The organism is Nocardia sp. NPDC003269 (genome assembly GCF_042888005.1).
Classification (GTDB): domain Bacteria; phylum Actinomycetota; class Actinomycetes; order Mycobacteriales; family Mycobacteriaceae; genus Nocardia.
The window spans coordinates 442,591-460,375 of the sequence record NZ_JBIAPA010000001.1 but is presented as its reverse complement, the minus strand read 5'-3'; the positions used below and the strand labels follow the sequence as shown (position 1 = coordinate 460,375).

Here is a 17,785-nt window from a genome sequence, read left to right as displayed (position 1 = left end):
GCCGCCACCGGGCCCGATGGTCAGGCCGTCGGTGCCACCGGGTCGCCGTCGAGGTCGGGGGTCGGGGTGTCCTGCGCGGCCGGGGGCGGATTGCCCAGCGGGGGGTTGGCCAGGATGCGGTCGGCCAGCGCGGTGAGCACGGCCGGGTCCTCGATGGTGGCCGGGGTCTCCACGTGTTCACCGGCGGTGAGCTGGCGGATCGTCTTGCGCAGGATCTTGCCGGAACGGGTCTTGGGCAGGCCCGAGACGATGATCGCGCTGTGCAGGGTGGCGATGGCGCCGATCTGCTCGCGCACCCGCTCGGCGAGCTCGGTCCGCAGCTGTTCCGGATCGACCTCGACACCCTGCTTGAGCACCACGTACGCCAGCGGCAGGTGGCCCTTGAGCTCGTCGGGGACGCCGATCACGGCGCATTCGGCGATCGCGTCGTGCCCGGCGATGGCGGCCTCGATGCTGCCCGCCGAGAGCCGGTGCCCGGCCATGTTGATCACGTCGTCGCTGCGGCCCAGGACGTAGAGGTAGCCGTCTTCGTCGAAGTAGCCGGAGTCGCCGGTCAGGTAGTGGCCGGGGAAGGCCGACAGGTACGAGCGGATGAACCGCTCGCGGTCGCGCCACAGGCCGGTCAGCGCACCGGGCGGCAGCGGCAGCCCGATGACGATGTTGCCCTCGACGCCGGTCGGTACCGGATTGCCGTTCGCGTCGAGCACCCGCAGCCGGTAACCGGGCACCGGCACGCACGAGGAACCGGGCTTGACCGGGAGTTCCTGCAGGCCCAGCGGGTCGGCGCAGATCGGCCAGCCGGTCTCGGTCTGCCACCAGTGATCGACCACCGGGGTGTCGGGGTGCTCGGCGAGCAGGGTGTCGGAGGCCCATTCGAAGGTGGCCGGGTCCAGTCGCTCGCCCGCGCAGAACAGCGCCCGCAGCCGGGACAGGTCGTGGCGACGGGCGGTAGTGGCCTCGGGGTCGGCCCGCCGGATCGCGCGCAACGCCGTCGGCGCGGTGAACAGCACCCGCACGTCGTGCTCGTCGATGATCCGCCAGAAGACGCCAGCGTCGGGGGTGCCGACCGGTTTGCCCTCGTAGAGCACGGTCGTCGCGCCGACCAGCAGCGGCGCGTAGACGATGTAGGAGTGGCCGACGACCCAGCCGACATCGGAGGCCGCCCAGAACACCTGACCTGGGCCGACGTCGTAGATATTGCGCATCGACCAGGCCAGCGCGACCGCGTGCCCGCCGTTGTCGCGGACCACGCCCTTGGGTTTGCCGGTGGTTCCCGAGGTGTAGAGGATGTAGAGCGGATCGGTCGCGGCGACCGAGACCGGCTCGGCCGGGGTCACGTCGGCGACGGTGGCGGCCCAGTCGACCCAGCGGGCCGCGACGGTCTGCTCCGAGGACGGCAGCACGTCGGTGGCTGGCAGCGCGGCCGGGAACTCGATGGTCGGGAACTCGGGGCGCTGCTTGACGATCACCGTGCGCACCGACGCCGTCTGCGCCAGGTCGAGGGCCTGCAGCACGATCGGCGGGTATTCGATGCGGCGGTTGGGCTCGAGCCCGCCCGAGGCGGTGACCACCAGGACCGGTTCGGCGTCGTCGATGCGGGCGGCCAGTTCGGGCGCGGCGAAGCCGCCGAACACCACCGAGTGCACCGCGCCGATGCGCGCGCAGGCCAGCATCGCGATCACGGCCTCGGGGATCATCGGCAGGTAGATCACGACCCGGTCACCGGCGACGACGCCGAGATCACGCATGGCTCCGGCGAATCGGGCGACCTCGTCGAGCAGTTCCGCGTAGGTGTAGACGGTGGTGGTGTCCGTCATAGCGGAGACATATATGAGGGCGGCCTGATCGGCGTGCCCACCCTCGGCGACGGTGCCAGCCCTGACGTGCCGGTCCAGAGCGTTGACGCAGGTATTGAGCCGGGCGTCGGGGAACCAGCGGGCCGCGCGCTTGTCGGCGGCGTCGACGATCTGCTGCGGGGCCACGTCCCACTCGATGGCCTGAGCTGCGGCGGACCAGAAGTCGGCGGGGTCGACCAGACTGGTCTGATAGACCGGTCGGTACTCGTGTTCCACGTCCAAGCCCGTGACTCCCTAGCCTCGCTTCGATGCCCGCTCGATAGATCCTGATGATTGTGGCAGACTTCACGCGACACCCGAGGGGGTGCCGCGACCTTTGGTTTTGCCTGGAACGGGCAGGTCATCGCGCGGACCTCTACCGGGAGTCAGCCAAGAAGTTATTGATCCGTTAGAATCTGATGTCACTTATTCGGGCAGTCGTAGACGCAATTTCTCGGCCAGCCGCAGTTCTCGGCCAGCTAGCCTGGCGAGCCACCATTGCGCCTGTGGAGGTTCGCTGATGGCGCTTGGTAGAGGCCAGTTTGGAAAGTGAGTGGGAGATGCGTGACGCCGCTAGGTCCGGCAGCAAGCGCTGGGCGCTCGGCAACTGGGACCTGCGTTGGAAGGTTACGGCCGTACTGGCCGTGCCGCTCGCGGTCGCGGTCGGGCTCGGCGTGTCGAGAATTACCTCGGAGTTCTCGGAGGCCAACCGACTGTCGAGCATCAATGAGCAGATCGACACGATTCCGTCGGTCACCTCGCTGAGTGCGAGCACCGCGAAGGTGGCGGGCAGCCAGTTGGTGCCAGCTGGCCCCGGGGTCACGATGGTCACCGACAAGGACCTCACCGAACTCGACGCCGCCATCGCGGCGGCCGAGGGCTCGATCGGCAGGTTGACCGATCTGCCGAAGGCGCACGCCGCGCTCGAGCGGATGATCGCGCAGGCCAAGACGGTGCGCGGGCAGGGCAAGGCGATGACGACCTCGGCCGAGCCCGCGCTCGCCTCGGTCGAGCAGATGCGTAAGGAAAGCGTCGACATCGTCGAGACGACCGTCGCGCAGGTGAGCGACCCGGTCATGGACACGGCGAAGCTGCGCCTGGTCGACTCGCTCAACACCCGGTCACTGCTCGTCGACGAACTCGCCGGTCTCTCGGAGATGCTGCGCGGTATGCCGACGGGAGCGCAGAACTTCCTCACCGGCGTCAGCACCGAGAACCACCTGCTCGAAGTGCTCGCCAACCGCTTCCCGGCCGGTGACCGGGTCGTCGCCGACCTGAAGGCGCAGGCCGACACCCGCAAGAACCTGATCAGCGGGCCCGAGGTGCAGGCGGGCAAGCTGCCCGTCGGCGACCTGCGTACCTCGCTGTACACCAGCCTCGTCGGCTACGAGGGCGTGGTCAACGAGGCCACCAAGGCGATCGAGTCCTCGATGGACGAGCTCGCCGCCGCCGCGGCGACCGGCGCGTGGACCTACACCGGCGTCGTCATCGCGACGATCCTCGCCGCGCTCCTGCTCGCCGTGTTCGTCGCCCGCTCGATGATCGTGCCGCTGCACCGCCTGCGCCTGGCCGCGCTGCGCGTCGCCGAATCCGATCTGCCGCACGAGGTCGCCCAGCTCCGTAACGGTGCCGCGCCCGAGGACGTGCCGCTCGAGCCGATGCCGGTGCGCTCGGACGAGGAGATCGGCCAGCTGGCCCGCGCCGTCGACGACATCCACGGTCAGGCGCTGCGCCTGGCGAGTGATCAGGCGCAGATGCGTTCGCAGGTCAACGACATGTTCGAGACCCTGGCCCGGCGCTCCAAGTCGCTCGTCGACCATCAGCTCACCCTCATCGAGGCGATGGAGTACGACGAGAAGGACCCGCGCCTGCTCGAGAACCTCTTCCGGCTCGACCACCTCGCGGCGCGCATGCGCCGTAACGGTGACAACCTGCTCATCCTCGCCGGCACCAAGCAGCGACGGACCAAGTCGGCCCCGGTCGAGATCGCCGACGTGCTGCGTGCCGCGATCTCCGAGGTCGAGGACTACGAGCGGGTCAAGCTCGGCGCCACCCCGCGTGGCTCGCTGGTCGAACCGGCCGCCTCCGATATGGCGCACCTGTTCGCCGAGCTGCTCGACAACGCGCTGCGGGCCTCCCCACCGGAGACCGACGTCAAGTTCACCTTCGCCCAGGCCCACGACCAGGGTCTGCTGATCGAGGTGGCCGACCGCGGTATCGGTATGCCGCCCCAGGAGATGTCGGAGATCAACCGCAGGCTCGAGCAGACCGCCGAGCCCGGTCCCGACACCGCCCGCCACATGGGTCTGTTCGTGGTCGGCAGGCTCGCGGAGCGGCACGGCCTGACCGTGCGCCTGCGGCCGACCTTCGACACCGCGCGCGATCCGGGCGTCACCGTCACCGTGCACGTGCCGGTCGGCTTGATCGTCTCCGGTGCCGGTGGCCCGGTGATCCCGCCGCAGCAGGCACCGCAGCAGGCGCCGCAGCAGCAGCGCCCGGCCCCGCAGAACCAGCCGAGCACGATGCAGACCCGCGCGATCACCCGGACTCCGGGCGGCAACGTGATGGTCACCGTCGATCCCGGCGTCAGCAGCGGGCCGATCCCGGCCGGTCAGGGTGGGCTGCCGCAGCGACAGCCGGGTAACTCGATGGCCCAGGGGCTCCAGCAGGACGCCGCCGAGCAGTCCTCGCCGACCCTGCGTCCGCCCGCGCCCGGTCAGGGCAATGTGCCGCAGCGCGGCAAGCTGGCCGCGGCCAACCTGCCCAAGCGCAACCTCGCTGCCGGTGGACCGGGTGGACCCGGTGGACCGCAGCGTCCGCAGGGTGCGCCGTCCGCGCCGGGTCAGCCGGGCGACGCCACACCCGCCGGTGCGCCGCAGTCGCTGGCCGGTGGTCTGCCGCAGCGCTCGCCGGGTGCCAACGGCGCTCCGGCGCGTGATCAGGCACAGCCGCCGCGCGACACCGCGCCGCCCAAGCGCGACACCACCGCCGGTGGCCTGCCGCAGCGCTCGCCGGGCGCCAACGGCGCGCCGCCGCGCGACCCGTCCGCCGGGCTGCCGCAGCGTCCCGCCAACGGCCTGCCCCAGCGGGACCAGACCGGTGGCCTACCCCAGCGCGATCCGTCCAACGGTCTCCCGCAGCGCGATCAGACCGGTGGTCTGCCCCAGCGTGACCCCGCGGGCAACGGTGCGCCGCAGCGTGATTCCGGTCCGGTGTCGCGTGATCCGTCGACCGGGCTGCCGCAGCGCTCCCCGTCCAACGGGCTGCCGCAGCGGGACCAGACCGGCGGACTACCGCAGCGTGACCCGGCTCCGCGCCTGCCGGGCCGCGAGCAGACCGGTGGTCTCCCGCAGCGTGATCCGTCCAACGGCCTGCCCCAGCGTGAGCAGACCGGTGGTCTCCCGCAGCGCGATCCGTCCAACGGTCTCCCGCAGCGTGAGCAGACCGGTGGCCTGCCCCAGCGCGATCCGTCCAACGGCCTGCCCCAGCGTGAGCAGACCGGTGGTCTCCCGCAGCGCGACCCGGCCACCGGCCTGCCGCAGCGCGGCGCCCAGCCGGGTGGTCTGCCGCAGCGTGATCCGGCCGGTCAGCAGCCGCGTCCGGCCAACGGCCTGCCGCAGCGTGGCGCGCCGGGTACCCCTGCGCCGCAGCGCGATTCCGGCGAGAACGGGCTCCCGCAGCGGGCTCCCGCGGCCGGTCTGCCGCAGCGGGAGGCGCCCAACGGCCTGCCGCAGCGTCCGGCTGCGCCGATTGGGCTGCCCCAGCGCGATCCCGGCGCTACTGTGGTACCGCAGGCGAACGCCGGGCCCGGAGTGGCTCTGCCGCAACGGGATCGGGATCCTGCGGGGCCGGAGAACGCTGCGTCGGCAGGGCGCGATCCGGGTCGGCACAGTTTCCGGTCGAATCCGGCCAAGGCTGCGTCGTTCTTCCAGACCAGGTTGCAGCCGGCACCGGAAGGTGATTCCGTCATGGGCGGAACGCCGATCTTCGCGGAGATGATGTCGGCGTGGCTCACGGATGAGAATTCCGACCGGTCCCAGGTGGCCGCTGCCTTCGAATCACCGGGTGACGAAGGATGGCAGGCCGCTCGACGGGCCAGCGAGGCTCAGCCCGAGGTCCGTACCGCTGCGGGCTTGCCTCAGCGCAACCCGGGCGGCAGGCTCGTGCCTGGCGGTGTGACCGGTAAGGCCGACACCAACCCGCAACGTGATCCCGAAACGATCAGGTCCAGCTTGAGTCGTCACCAGCAGGGCGTCCGGGATGGCCGCGCAATGAAGGCAATGAACCTAACCGGAGATAAAGGAGACCGATGAACCCCGATCTAGGTGGTACGAACCGTCAGCTGGATTGGCTGGTTTCGAACTTCGCCAACGAGGTTCCTGGCGTAGCCCATGCCGTCCTGGTCTCGGCTGACGGCCTGCTGATGGCCGCGAGTGCCCAGCTCCCGGTCGACCGCGCGGAGCAGCTCTCCGCCGTCACCGCTGGACTGGCAAGCCTTTCCGTCGGCGTGTCCAATCTGTTCGAAGGCGGTACGGTACTGCAGTCCGTCGTCGAGATGGAGCACGGTTACCTACTGCTCATGGCAGTCGGCGACGGCTCGTATCTCGCAGTCCTGACCAACACCTCGTGTGACATCGGTCAGGTGGGCTACGAAATGGCCTTGTTGGTCGAGCGTGTGGGTCAGACCGTCCAGGCCACGCCACGCGTCAAGATGGGTTCCTGATGGTGGGATGGACATAGACGATCACCGCATGGGGAGCGCCGAGCCCAGCCTCGTCCGCCCGTACTCATTGACTGCCGGCCGCACCAGGCCGGCGGTCGAGTTGGCGTTGGAGGCACTCGTTGCATCGCATCCGGTCGCCATGGAGCGGCAGTTCGAACTGAACAACCTCGAAACGTCCATCGTGGAGTTGTGCAGGCAATCGCCGTCCGTTGCCGAGATAGCTGCCCAATTGGGTATCCCGATCGGTGTAGCGCGGGTACTCGTGGCCGACCTCATCGAGGCCGGTCATGTCCGGGTCTCGGCGACTTTGAAAGACGATTCCAGCGACGATGAACGTCGCGAGCTGATCGAAAGGGTTCTCAGTGGACTCCGGCGTATTTGATTCGACGGCGCAGGTCGACACCCGCACGAGCAAGCCGACTTCGGCGAAGATCGTTGTCGCCGGTGGCTTCGGTGTCGGTAAGACCACGTTGGTCGGTGCGGTGTCGGAGATCGTTCCGCTGCGCACCGAGGCGCTGGTCACCAATGCCAGTACCGGAATCGACAACCTGACCGGCATTCCGATGAAGTCGACCACCACGGTGGCGATGGACTTCGGCCGGATCAGCCTCGCCGACGACCTGGTCCTGTATCTGTTCGGCACGCCCGGCCAGTACCGGTTCTGGTTCATGTGGGACGACCTCATCCGCGGCGCCATCGGCGCCGTGGTGCTGGTCGACACCCGCAGGCTGGAAGACAGCTTCGCCGCTGTCGACTACTTCGAGGCTCGCGGTCTACCGTTCCTGGTGGCGCTCAACGAGTTCGACGACGCACCGAAGTACCCGCTCGAGGACATCCGCCAGGCCCTGGCCGTCCCCGCCGACGTGCCGATCATGTCGATCGACGCCCGCCGCCGGGAACCCGCCAAGCAGGCCCTGGTCTCCTTGACCGAGTACGCCCTGCGCAAGGTCATGCAGGGCTACTGAGCCGAGTCCGGGGCTGCCGCGATGAAGGCAGCAGCCCCGCTTCGCCCCTCAGCCCCCCGCAGCCCCGATCCGCTCCGCCAGCCCACACAGCGGATCGATCAACTGCTCGGCAGCATTCGGTAGTCGCGCATAACCGAAACCCTCGACGAACCGCCCCGCGTACCCCGTACCCAGGCGGCGATCGAGCGTGAGCAGCGCGTGCACCGCCGGCGTCCGGCTCGGACATATCGCAGATGCGCACTGGCGGGTCGAGGCTGGGGTAGTGGTCGCCGCGCTCGAGCGCGCAGGGCCGCTGCACTGTTGTGACCTCGCCGATGGTGGATCCCGCTAGGCTCGGCGCGTGCGTACGTCGGCGTTCGACCTGATCGGGCAGTTGCTCGATACCGATTCGTTTCTGGGCTGGGATCGGCCGCCGGTCGAGCCCGTGGTCTCGCCTAAGTACCGGCAGGAGCTCGTTGCGGCGGAGCGGCGGGCGGGTACCGACGAGTCGGTGGTGACGGGGGAGGGGTTGTTGCGCGGGCGGCGGGTGGCCGTGATCGCCTGTGAGTTCGCGTTCTTGGCCGGGTCGGTGGGGGTGGCGGCGGCCGAGCGGATCGTGTCGGCGGTGGAGCGGGCGACCGAGCTGGAATTGCCGCTGATCGCGTCGCCGACCTCGGGCGGGACCAGGATGCAGGAGGGCACAGTCGCTTTCGTGCAGATGGTGAAGATCGCGGGGGCGGTCGCGGTGCACAAGGCGGCGGGGCATCCCTACCTCGTGTACCTGCGCGATCCAACGATGGGCGGGGTGTTCGCGTCGTGGGGATCGCTGGGCCACATCACCTTCGCCGCGCCCGGCGCGCTGATCGGCTTCCTCGGGCCGCGTGTGTACGAAGCGCTGTACGGCAAGCCCTTTCCGCCCGGCGTGCAGACGGCGGAGAACCTGTACCGCAACGGCGTGATCGACGGAGTGGTGACCGTCGAGGTGTTCCGCCGGATCGCCCACCGGGCCCTCAGCGTCGCGAGCGGCGTCGTGCTGCCGATGGCGGCCGAACCGGGATGGGCCGCGCCGGTGCGCAGTCCGGCCGCGGCCGCCGATTCCGCGTCGACCGCCTGGGACTCGGTGCTGAGCACCCGCCGCCCCGGCCGCCCCGGTCTCCGCGACCTGCTCCGCCATGTGACCCAACGGGTTCCGCTCAGCGGCACCGGCCAGGGCGAGTCCGATCGCACCGTGGTGCTGGCACTGGCCCGCTTCGGCGGACAGCCCTGTGTCGTCTTCGGCCACGACCGCTCCGGCCAGCAGGGCGAGCACACGATGGGCCCCGCCGCCCTGCGCGAGGCCCGCCGGGCGATGGCGCTGGCCCGTGAGCTGCGCCTGCCGCTCGTCCTGGTGATCGACACCGTCGGCGCGGCGCTGTCGAAGGAGGCCGAAGAACGCGGCCTTGCTCCCGAAATCGCCCGCTGCCTGGCCGATCTCGTCACCCTCGACACCCCGACCGTCTCCATCCTGCTCGGCCAGGGCACCGGCGGCGGCGCGCTGGCCCTGCTCCCGGCCGACCGCGTGCTGGCCGCCGGCCACGGGTGGCTGGCCCCGCTGCCGCCGGAGGGCGCGAGCGCCATCGTCTTCCGTGACACCGCGCACGCGGCGGAACTCGCTGCGGCCCAAGGCATCCGGGCGATCGACTTGCACGCCGACGGCGTCGTCGACCGCATCGTCGACGAACACCCCGACGCCGCCGACGAACCCGTCGCCTTCGCCCGCCGCATGGTGCTCGCGGTCACCGAGGAACTGGCCGCCCTGCGCGCCACGCCGACGGCGGAACTGCGCGTCCTGCGGCAGGCGCGCTACCGGCGAATCGGCCTTCCCGGGGTCGTTCCCTGACCGGCGCCCCGCTTCCTACCCGGTCCGGAACCGGGGGAAACACGCGAGGGCGCGTCGTTGACGGTACGGCGAAGCACTTCTACCGTCGGATGGGTGACCTTCCGTAGCGCTAACAGCCCTGTTCCCACCATCGTGCTCAATGACGGGAACGTCATTCCGCAGCTCGGCTTCGGTGTGTTCCAGGTGCCGGAGGACGACGTCACCCCGGTGGTGGCCGCCGCGCTGGACGTCGGCTACCGCAGCATCGACACGGCCGCGATCTACGGCAACGAGGAGGGCGTCGGCCGCGCCATCCGAGCCTCGGGCATCCCTCGCGACGAGATCTACGTGACCACCAAGCTCTGGAACGCCGAGCAGGGTTACGACAGCACGCTGCGCGCCTTCGATGCCAGCATGCAGCGCCTCGGCCTGGACTATCTCGACCTGTACCTGATCCACTGGCCGGTGCCATCGGCCGGTCGCTACGTCGATACCTTCCGCGCCTTCCAGGCGCTCAAGGCGCAGGGCCGGATCGGCTCGATCGGCGTCTCCAACTTCCGGGTGATCGACCTGGAGACCGTGATCGCCGAGACCGGCGAGACCCCGGCGGTCAACCAGATCGAACTGCATCCCACCCTCGCGCAGCGCGAACTGCGCCAGTACGACGCCAACCACGCCATCGCCACCGAGGCGTGGAGCCCGCTGGGGCAGGGCACGCTGCTGGACAACCCCACCGTGGTCACCATCGCCAAGGAACTCGACCGCACGCCCGCGCAGGTGATCATCCGCTGGCACCTGCAGCTGGGCAATATCGTCATCCCGAAGTCGGTCACCCCGTCGCGCATCGCCGAGAACTTCGACGTGTTCTCCTTCGAACTGGACGCGCAGGCGATGGAGGCGATCAACCGGCTGGACACGGGCACCCGCGTCGGCCCCGATCCGGGCACGTTCAGCGCCGGGCTGGCGTGATCCCCAGGTAGCCGGTCAGTTCGGCGGCCGCGGCCCGGCCCGCCCGGTTGGCGCCGATGGTGCTGGCCGACGGTCCGTAGCCGATCAGGTGCACGCGCGGGTCGACCGCCACCTGGGTGGCCAGCCTGCCGGTCATCGTGATGCCGCCACCGGGCCCGCGCAGCCGCAGCGGCGCCAGGTGATCGAGCGCGCTGCGGAAGCCGGTCGCCCACAGGATGACGTCGGCGGCTTGGAACCGTCCGTCGGCCCAGCGCACCCCGGTCGGTTCGATCCGCTCGAACATTGGCTGCCGGACCAGTACACCGCGGTCGCGCGCGGCGCGCAGGCGCTCGTCGAGCGGCAGGCCGGTCACCGAGACCACCGACCCGGGCGGCAACCCGCGGCGCACCCGGTCCTCGACGATCGCGACGGCCGCGCGCCCGTCGTCCTCGCGGAACGGCAGCGAGCGGAACACCGGCTCGCTGCGGGTGACCCATGTGGTGGACGTCACCTGGGAGATCTCGTCGAGCAATTGCACCGCCGAGATGCCGCCCCCGACGATGACCACGTGTTTGCCCGCGAACTCGGCGGCGGTGCGGTAGTCGCGGGTGTGCAGTTGCCGTCCGGCGAAGCTGTCCGCGCCGGGGTAGACCGGGATGAACGGGTGCTCCCAGGTGCCGGTGCCGTTGATCAATCCGCGGGTGCGCAGCGTCCCCGCGCCCTCGGTCTCCACGTGCAGCACCTCGCCGCGACCGGCGCAGGACTGGCCGTCGGCGGTCCGGTCGCACACCACGTTCACCGTCACCTGCCGGCGAACCCGCAGGTCGAAGCGCTTCTCGTAGAGCTCGTAGTAGTGCGGCACCGCGCTGGCCGCCGGCGCCGACTCCGAGCCGGGCGGCAGCGTCTCGGCGAAAGACATCCCCGGCAGATCGTGCACCCGGTTGACGGTGGTCAGCGTGAGGGAGGGCCACCGGAACTGCCAGGCGCCGCCGGGGCCGGGGGCGTGGTCGACGATGAGGAAGTCGCGTTCGGGGACCAACCCGAGGCGGCGCAGGTGGTAACCGGCGGAGAGTCCGGACTGGCCCGCACCGATCACCAGGATGTCGAAGTCGGTCGCCACAGCCGCCGATGCTATCGCCTTACCGGGCGCCGACGGCCGCCTGTGGCAGAGTTAGGGCAACGATGGTGTCGGTACTTCTGGGGAGGACGCATGCTCGGCGTGACTCGCGATGGTGACGTGATCACCATCGAAATGCAGCGCGAGGAACGGCGCAACGCGCTCAGCGAGGAACTGGTCGGTCTGCTGCGCGACGCGATGCTCGACGCGGTGGCGCAGGGCGCGCGGGCGATCGTGCTGACCGGCCGTGGGCCGATCTTCAGCGCGGGTGCCGATCTGTCGGGCGTGTACTCCGAGTCGTTCCTCGGCGGCCTGCTCGACATGCTGCACACCATCGAATCCCTCCCGGTGCCGGTGATCTCGGCGATCAACGGCGGTGCGCTCGGCGCGGGCGTGCAGCTGGCGATCGCCTCGGACCTGCGGGTGATCGAGCCGGACGCGTTCATCGCGGTGCCCGCCGCCAAGCTGGGCATCTCGGTCGACCGCTGGACGGTCTCGCGGCTGGTCTCGCTGATCGGCGGCGGTCCGGCGCGCACCATCCTGCTCGCGGCCGACCCGGTCTCGGCCGCCGACGCCTACACCTTCGGCTTCGCCAACAAGCTCGGCACCCTCGCCGACGCGCAGGACTGGGCGAAGTCCATCGCCGCGCTCGCGCCACTGTCGCTGCAGGCGATGAAACTGATGCTCAACGACGACGGCACCCGCGATCCGGCCAGCGCCCAGCAGCGGGCCGCGCTGGAAGCCGCCTGGTCAAGCAACGACGCGAAGGAGGGCCGATTGGCTCGGCAGGAGAAGCGCCCGGCGAAGTTCGTGGGCCGCTGATGCGGGTCGCACGCGTTGCGGGGTCGGTGGCGAGCACGCTCGGGCTCGCCTGGGTAGCGCGTGCGGTGTGGGGACTGCCCACCGCGCTCGGCGCGGGCCCCGCGGACATCGAACCGACCGCACTGGGCAAGTCGTCGTATCGGGACGGCCGGTTCCACAACACCGAACCGAGCAGCATGATGGCCGCGGGCGCGGCACCGTCGCTGCTGTGGTCCGGGCTGACCAAGGGCCGGGTGGGCAGGCCGTCGCGTCCGGTGCCACTGGAGACGCCCGCACCGCCCGCCGAGGCTGCCGACCTGGCGGTGACCTGGTACGGGCACGCGAGCGCGCTGATCGAGCTCGACGGCTACCGCGTGCTGGCCGACCCGGTGTGGAGCGAGCGGGTCTCGCCGTCGCCGGTGATCGGCCCGGCCCGGCTGCACCCGGTGCCCGGCGAACTGACGGAGCTGCCCGCCGTCGACGCGGTGATCATCTCCCACGATCACTACGACCACCTGGACAAGGCCACCGTCGACGCCCTGGTCCGCGAACAGCTCGCGCCGTTCGTCGTGCCCACTGGCATCGGCGCCCACCTGCGCCACTGGGGTGTGCCCGAGTACCGGATCATCGAGCTCGACTGGGGTGGCTCGGTCTCGCTCGGCCGCGACGAGAACGACCGCGGCCTCACCATCACCTGTGCCGAGGCCAGGCACTTCTCCGGTCGCGGCCTGGTCCGCAACACCACGCTGTGGGCGTCGTGGGCGCTGGCCGGACCCACCAAGCGGGTCTATTTCGGCGGTGACACCGGCTACACCAAGGCCTTCGCCCAGGCGGGCGCCGTCCTCGGCCCGTTCGACCTGACGCTGCTGCCGATCGGCGCCTACGACGAGCGCTGGACCGACGTGCACATGAATCCCGAGGAGGCGGTGCGCGCGCACGCCGACCTGTGCCTCGGCGACCCCGGGTACGGGCTGCTGGTCCCGATCCACTGGGCCACCTTCAACCTCGCCTTCCACGGATGGTCCGAGCCGGTGCATCGATTGGTGTCCGCGGCGGCCGCGGCGGGTACCTCCACAGTGGTGCCCAAGCCGGGCCAGCGGGTGGTTCCGAATGACCTCCCACCGCGGGTTTCGTGGTGGGAGGATGTGGAGTGACACCTTCTTACGGGAAAGGAACATCGGCAGATGAGTCTCGTGGATACCTTGAAGGGCTTGCTCGGTAAGGGCAAGGAAGCGGCTGCGCAGAACGCCGACAAGATCAACGAAGCGGTCGACAAGGCCGGCAGCTTCATCGATGACAAGACCGGCGGCAAATACAGCGACAAGATCGAGAAGGGCAAGGACGCGGCGAAGAAGGTCGTTCCGCCGCAGGCCGACCCCGGAAGCACCGCAGGCGGCGCCGCCCCGACCGATCCGGGACCGCAGGCCTGATTCGGTGCGCGGGGGCCGCAGGCCGTCGGTCCCCGCCGCCGAACCGCGTCGATGGTCCGCCGGGAGTTCCGGGGTCCGCCGGGAGAACCGGCGATCGAGGTTGAGCTCAGCAACCTCGACAAGGAGCTGTACCCGGCGACCGGGACGACCAAAGGCGAGGTGATCGCCTACTATTCGGCGATCGCCGAGGCGATGTTGCCCCATCTCGCGGGGCGGCCGGTCACCAGGAAGCGGTGGCCCAACGGGGTGGACCACCCCGATTTCTTCGAGAAGAATCTGCCGGAGCACGCACCCGCCTGGATCCAGCGCCGGGTGATCGAGCATTCCAGCCGCACGGTGACCTACCCGCTGATCGACTCCGAAGCGGGACTGGCCTGGCTCGGCCAGCAGGCGGCCCTGGAAGTCCATGTGCCGCAATGGCGTTTCGACGGTGACCAGCGCGGCCCGGCGACCAGGATCGTGTTCGACCTCGATCCCGGTCCCGGTGCGGGCCTGGCCGAATGCGCGCGGGTGGCGCTCGCCGTGCGCGACCTGGTCGCCGAGATCGGGATGCGCGCGTTCCCGGTGACCAGCGGCAGCAAGGGAATTCACGTCTACGTGCCGCTGGATCGGGTGGTGAGTTCGCGCGGCGCGTCCACCGTCGCCAAACAGGTCGCCGCCAATCTCGAACAGCTGCACCCGGATCTGGTCACCGCGACGATGGCGAAGTCGGCCCGCGCTGGCAAGGTCTTCCTGGACTGGAGCCAGAACAACGCGGCCAAGACCACCATCGCCCCGTACTCGCTGCGTGGCCGGGCCGAGCCCAATGCCGCGGCCCCGCGCGACTGGGCCGAGATCGAGGACGCGCAGTCGCTGCGCCAGTTGCGCTTCGACGAGGTTCTCGTGCGCTGGCAGCACGACGGCGACCTGCTGGCCGAGCTCGATCCGCCGCTGCCAAGCGGACCCGACGCGCTCACCAAGTACCGCAGCATGCGCGATCCCGACCGCACGCCCGAGCCGGTGCCCGCCGCGCCGCCGGAGCCGGGGCCGGGTGATCGCTTCGTCGTCCAGGAGCACCACGCGCGCCGGCTGCACTGGGACGTCCGGCTCGAACGCGACGGCGTGCTCGCGTCGTGGGCGGTGCCCAAGGGCCCGCCGACCGAACCGCGACACAATCGGCTCGCCGTGCGCACCGAGGACCATCCCCTCGAATACCTCGACTTCCACGGCACCATCCCCAAGGGCGAGTACGGCGCGGGCGAGATGACGATCTGGGACACGGGCACCTACCGCACCGAGAAATGGCGCGACGACGAGGTGATCGTGGAACTGGACGGCGGCCGCCTGCACGGCCGCTACGCCTTCATCCGCACCAACGGCGACCAGTGGCTGATGCACTTCATGCGCGACCAGAACCCACGAGAACCGGTGGGGGACACCGGCCCCGGGGACTTTCCGCGCGGCCTGTCGCCGATGCTCGCCACGGCGGGCGAGGTGGACGGGCTCGGCGCGGGGGACTGGGCCTTCGAGACCAAGTGGGACGGCTTCCGGGTGATCGTCGAGATCGACGACGGCATCGTCACCGTCCGCAGCCGCGCGGGCAACACCGTCACCGCCCGCTACCCCCGGCTGGCCGCGCTGGGCGGCGAGCTGGCCGGGCACCACGTGGTGCTCGACGGCGAGGCCGTGGTCCTCGACGCGAACGGGCTCTCGGATATCTCGGCGCTGCAAGCGGATTCGGCGCTCGCGGTGTTCGTCGCCTTCGACGTGCTCTACCTCGACGGCACCTCGCTGCTGCGTAAGAAGTACAGCGACCGGCGCGCGGTGCTCGAGGCCCTTGGCAAGCTGGCGCCGTCGATGAACGTCTCCCCGCTGCTGGCGGGGTCGGGGGCCGAGGCCATGGCGGTCAGCCGGGAGCAGGGGCAGGAGGGGGTCGTCGCCAAGCGGGTCGACTCGATGTATCAGCCGGGCAAGCGCACCCAGACCTGGCTCAAGCAGCGCAACTGGCGCAGCAGGGAGGTCGTCGTCGGCGGGTGGCGGCGCAGCGACAAGCGCGAGTTCAAATCGCTGCTGCTCGGTATCCCGCACGAGAACGGGCTGGTCTACATCGGCCGTGTCGGTACCGGTTTCGGCGTCGAGCAGTCCCGGCGGATCGCGGCGGAACTGCGGCGGCTGCACCGCGCGAGCTCGCCGTTCGTCAACGAGATGACCGCCGAGGAGCGCCACGACGCGCAGTGGGTCACCCCCGAACTCACCGGCACCGTCCGTTTCCAGTCCTGGACCGACACCGGCAGGCTGTGGCATCCGGTGTGGGACGGCGTGACGAGTTCACCGAGCTGACCCTGCCGTGAAAGCTGTGGTGTTGCTAGGGTGATCGCGTTGGACCGGTTCGAATCAGCGAGGAGTGCACGGTGGATTTCAAGAACCTGGCGGGCAAGGCGATGGATCTGGCCGCCCAGCATGCGGACAAGGTCGACGGGGTCATCGAGAAGGCCGGTGACGTGGTCGACGAGAAGACCGGCGGGAAGTTCTCCGGTCAGGTCGATTCCGCCCAGGACGCGGCCAAGAAGGCCATCCGGGACTGAGATCTCGGCGGCCGGTGCCGCAGGGCTACCGGCCTCGTCACCTCGCGTCCGAGAAGCGATACCGCGCCGTCGGCGTTCCGTATCGCACCTCGGGCGCGAGATGACCGAAAACCGTGTGCCACAGGTTAGCCAGCGGGGTTCTTCATCAGGTCGGTGATCGTCGCGACGTCGGTGACCAGCGCGTTTCCCTGGAAGGCGAATTCGTCGTAGGCCCGCGCCATGGCTTCTTCGTCGCGGCCGCCGCAGGCGTCGCCGATCACCACCGGGACGAAGCCCAGGTCGGTGGAATGCGCCACGGTGGGCACGATGCCGATCTCGAGCGCGACGCCGGCGATGGCGTAGGCGCCGATCTTCAGATCGCGCAGGAGGGCGGCCAGGGGAGTGCCCTCGAAGGCCGACATCGTCATCTTGTCCAGGACCAGCTCGTCCTCGCGGGGCACCAGCTCCGGCACCAGTTCGAAGCCCGGGGTATCGCGCTGGAGGATGAACTGCACGTCATCGACGGATTCCGCGTGCTGCCAGCCCATCAGCAGGCGCATCGCGTAGACGCCGGAGAGGCGGCGCGGCGGGAAGAAGTGCCGCAGGAAGATCACCGGATAGCCCGCACTGCGGGCGGCCTCGACCACGCGCACCACCCGTTCGACGACCTCCTGGCCGTCGGGCAGCTGGCCGAGCACGCCGACCTGCATGTCGTAGACGATCAGCGCCATCCGGTCGGGCGCGCACAGATCGCCGAGGGTATCGGGAATGTCGAGTCCGTTGCCTTGTCGCACCGACGCCAGTGTAGGCGTCGATGCGACCGGCAATAGGGCTGTTGCGCAGACTATTTGGTCTGCTGCGCCCACTGCGTGGTGCCCGGCGGCGCCAGCAGGGTGTTGATCAGGTCGAAGCCCGCGACGGCCAGCGTGGGTCCGCCGACGACGAGGGTGCCGATGATCCCGCCGACGGTGGCGCCGGTGATGAAGCCGGGAATCGCGCCGACGCCGCCCGCGGCCGCGCCGATCACCAGGCCGATGACCGCGCCGACGGCCATGCCGACGAAGCTGCCGATGGCGGTGGCCAGGCCGAAGGTGGAGGCGAAGTTCGCCTGCGCCGCATAGTTTTCCGCGGGCGAGGCGACCGGGGTCAGGTTGGGCCTGGCCGCCGCGACGTCCTTGACCGCGGTCAGTTCGAGGACTCGGCTGTCCTCCCGAACCGTGTGCGGCAGCGGGTATTCGAGGCTGCCGTCACGGATCGAGAGCGGCAGCGAGACCAGGGTCGCGCCCGCTTCGTCACGGACGTGGACGGTGCCGCCGTCGATGGCGAAGGTGCCGTGGGTGAGGGTGGTGATGACTTTGTTGCCGACCAGGTCGGTGCGGTACTCGACGTCCGGGGTTACCGGATCCGCCCCTGCCACACCGGTGCCGACGAGCGCTACCGCGAGGACCGGAATGGCCGCGGCGGCGATCTTGCGGATGATCATGTGAACGTTCCCATCTGGTTCATCAGGTGACGTGCCCAAACGAAATGCGCCGTGATCATGGCTCCCCCGAGAAAGCTAGTGACGGCGCGTAAAGCGGTCCAGC

Annotated in this window: 15 protein-coding genes; 11 read left to right on the top strand and 4 right to left on the bottom strand. The window is 70.0% G+C overall.

The genetic code is table 11. The annotated features are described in order from the left end of the window. Positions 1-20 precede the first annotated feature (20 nt). Positions 21-2,078 carry an AMP-binding protein gene (locus ACFYWJ_RS01955; protein WP_355271134.1) on the bottom strand — a complete coding sequence of 686 codons (2,058 nt, stop codon included), beginning with the start codon at positions 2,076-2,078 and terminating at the stop codon, positions 21-23. 317 nt (positions 2,079-2,395) lie between these two features. On the opposite strand from ACFYWJ_RS01955, the gene ACFYWJ_RS01950 reads away from it, so the two are divergent. The 6 genes from ACFYWJ_RS01950 to ACFYWJ_RS01925 all read left to right on the top strand — a co-directional run bounded on the left by ACFYWJ_RS01950 (position 2,396) and on the right by ACFYWJ_RS01925 (position 10,329). Continuing rightward, the gene (locus ACFYWJ_RS01950; protein WP_355271136.1) at positions 2,396-6,148 is read left to right on the top strand and encodes an ATP-binding protein; all 3,753 of its coding nucleotides are present in this window, start codon (positions 2,396-2,398) and stop codon (positions 6,146-6,148) included. Then, a complete protein-coding gene (locus tag ACFYWJ_RS01945; RefSeq protein WP_355271137.1) occupies positions 6,145-6,558 on the top strand; it encodes a roadblock/LC7 domain-containing protein in 414 nt (137 codons plus the stop codon). Before ACFYWJ_RS01950 ends, ACFYWJ_RS01945 begins: the two co-directional genes overlap by 4 nt. Before the next feature lie 7 nt (positions 6,559-6,565). Next, a complete protein-coding gene (locus ACFYWJ_RS01940; protein ID WP_019044950.1) occupies positions 6,566-6,940 on the top strand; it encodes a DUF742 domain-containing protein in 375 nt (124 codons plus the stop codon). Continuing rightward, on the top strand, positions 6,921-7,523 hold the full coding sequence (locus ACFYWJ_RS01935) for an ATP/GTP-binding protein (RefSeq protein ID WP_019044951.1): 603 nt from the start codon (positions 6,921-6,923) through the stop codon (positions 7,521-7,523). The genes ACFYWJ_RS01940 and ACFYWJ_RS01935 overlap by 20 nt, the downstream gene beginning before the upstream one ends. A gap of 340 nt (positions 7,524-7,863) precedes the next feature. After that, positions 7,864-9,381, top strand: a complete 1,518-nt coding sequence (locus ACFYWJ_RS01930) for a carboxyl transferase domain-containing protein (protein ID WP_355271139.1) — start codon at positions 7,864-7,866, stop codon at positions 9,379-9,381. 93 nt (positions 9,382-9,474) lie between these two features. After that, on the top strand, positions 9,475-10,329 hold the full coding sequence (locus ACFYWJ_RS01925) for an aldo/keto reductase (protein ID WP_355271140.1): 855 nt from the start codon (positions 9,475-9,477) through the stop codon (positions 10,327-10,329). On the opposite strand, the gene ACFYWJ_RS01920 is transcribed toward ACFYWJ_RS01925, so the two are convergent. Next, positions 10,310-11,428, bottom strand: coding sequence for an NAD(P)-binding domain-containing protein (locus tag ACFYWJ_RS01920; protein ID WP_355271141.1), 1,119 nt, complete (start codon positions 11,426-11,428; stop codon positions 10,310-10,312). The genes ACFYWJ_RS01925 and ACFYWJ_RS01920 overlap by 20 nt on opposite strands. Positions 11,429-11,518: 90 nt before the next feature. Between ACFYWJ_RS01920 and ACFYWJ_RS01915 the strand changes: the two genes are divergently transcribed. From ACFYWJ_RS01915 to ACFYWJ_RS01895, 5 genes are all read left to right on the top strand, one after another. Then, positions 11,519-12,247 carry an enoyl-CoA hydratase gene (locus ACFYWJ_RS01915; RefSeq protein WP_355271142.1) on the top strand — a complete coding sequence of 243 codons (729 nt, stop codon included), beginning with the start codon at positions 11,519-11,521 and terminating at the stop codon, positions 12,245-12,247. Then, complete coding sequence (locus ACFYWJ_RS01910) at positions 12,247-13,380, top strand: MBL fold metallo-hydrolase (protein WP_355271143.1); 1,134 nt, start codon at positions 12,247-12,249, stop codon at positions 13,378-13,380. The genes ACFYWJ_RS01915 and ACFYWJ_RS01910 overlap by 1 nt, the downstream gene beginning before the upstream one ends. A 30-nt stretch (positions 13,381-13,410) precedes the next feature. Further along, positions 13,411-13,656 carry an antitoxin gene (locus ACFYWJ_RS01905; RefSeq protein WP_355271145.1) on the top strand — a complete coding sequence of 82 codons (246 nt, stop codon included), beginning with the start codon at positions 13,411-13,413 and terminating at the stop codon, positions 13,654-13,656. A 51-nt stretch (positions 13,657-13,707) separates the two neighbouring features. Then, positions 13,708-15,975, top strand: a complete 2,268-nt coding sequence (locus ACFYWJ_RS01900) for an ATP-dependent DNA ligase (protein ID WP_355271147.1) — start codon at positions 13,708-13,710, stop codon at positions 15,973-15,975. A 71-nt stretch (positions 15,976-16,046) separates the two neighbouring features. Then, positions 16,047-16,220 (top strand): antitoxin, encoded by a 174-nt coding sequence (locus ACFYWJ_RS01895; RefSeq protein WP_355271148.1) that lies wholly within the window; start codon positions 16,047-16,049, stop codon positions 16,218-16,220. Between the two features lie 125 nt (positions 16,221-16,345). On the opposite strand, the gene ACFYWJ_RS01890 is transcribed toward ACFYWJ_RS01895, so the two are convergent. Then, positions 16,346-16,993 carry an isochorismatase family cysteine hydrolase gene (locus ACFYWJ_RS01890; RefSeq protein ID WP_355271150.1) on the bottom strand — a complete coding sequence of 216 codons (648 nt, stop codon included), beginning with the start codon at positions 16,991-16,993 and terminating at the stop codon, positions 16,346-16,348. Between the two features lie 50 nt (positions 16,994-17,043). Beyond that, positions 17,044-17,682 (bottom strand): ammonium transporter, encoded by a 639-nt coding sequence (locus ACFYWJ_RS01885; protein WP_355271151.1) that lies wholly within the window; start codon positions 17,680-17,682, stop codon positions 17,044-17,046. Positions 17,683-17,785: the final 103 nt, after the last annotated feature.

What these genes read in the sequence shown, in the direction of transcription:
- ACFYWJ_RS01885 (WP_355271151.1), bottom strand. Translation starts at nt 17,682, where the DNA reads ATGATCATCCGCAAGATCGCCGCCGCGGCCATTCCGGTCCTCGCGGTA.
- ACFYWJ_RS01900 (WP_355271147.1), top strand. Translation starts at nt 13,708, where the DNA reads ATGGTCCGCCGGGAGTTCCGGGGTCCGCCGGGAGAACCGGCGATCGAG.
- ACFYWJ_RS01945 (WP_355271137.1), top strand. Translation starts at nt 6,145, where the DNA reads ATGAACCCCGATCTAGGTGGTACGAACCGTCAGCTGGATTGGCTGGTT.
- ACFYWJ_RS01940 (WP_019044950.1), top strand. Translation starts at nt 6,566, where the DNA reads ATGGACATAGACGATCACCGCATGGGGAGCGCCGAGCCCAGCCTCGTC.
- ACFYWJ_RS01910 (WP_355271143.1), top strand. Translation starts at nt 12,247, where the DNA reads ATGCGGGTCGCACGCGTTGCGGGGTCGGTGGCGAGCACGCTCGGGCTC.
- ACFYWJ_RS01905 (WP_355271145.1), top strand. Translation starts at nt 13,411, where the DNA reads ATGAGTCTCGTGGATACCTTGAAGGGCTTGCTCGGTAAGGGCAAGGAA.
- ACFYWJ_RS01915 (WP_355271142.1), top strand. Translation starts at nt 11,519, where the DNA reads ATGCTCGGCGTGACTCGCGATGGTGACGTGATCACCATCGAAATGCAG.
- ACFYWJ_RS01950 (WP_355271136.1), top strand. Translation starts at nt 2,396, where the DNA reads ATGCGTGACGCCGCTAGGTCCGGCAGCAAGCGCTGGGCGCTCGGCAAC.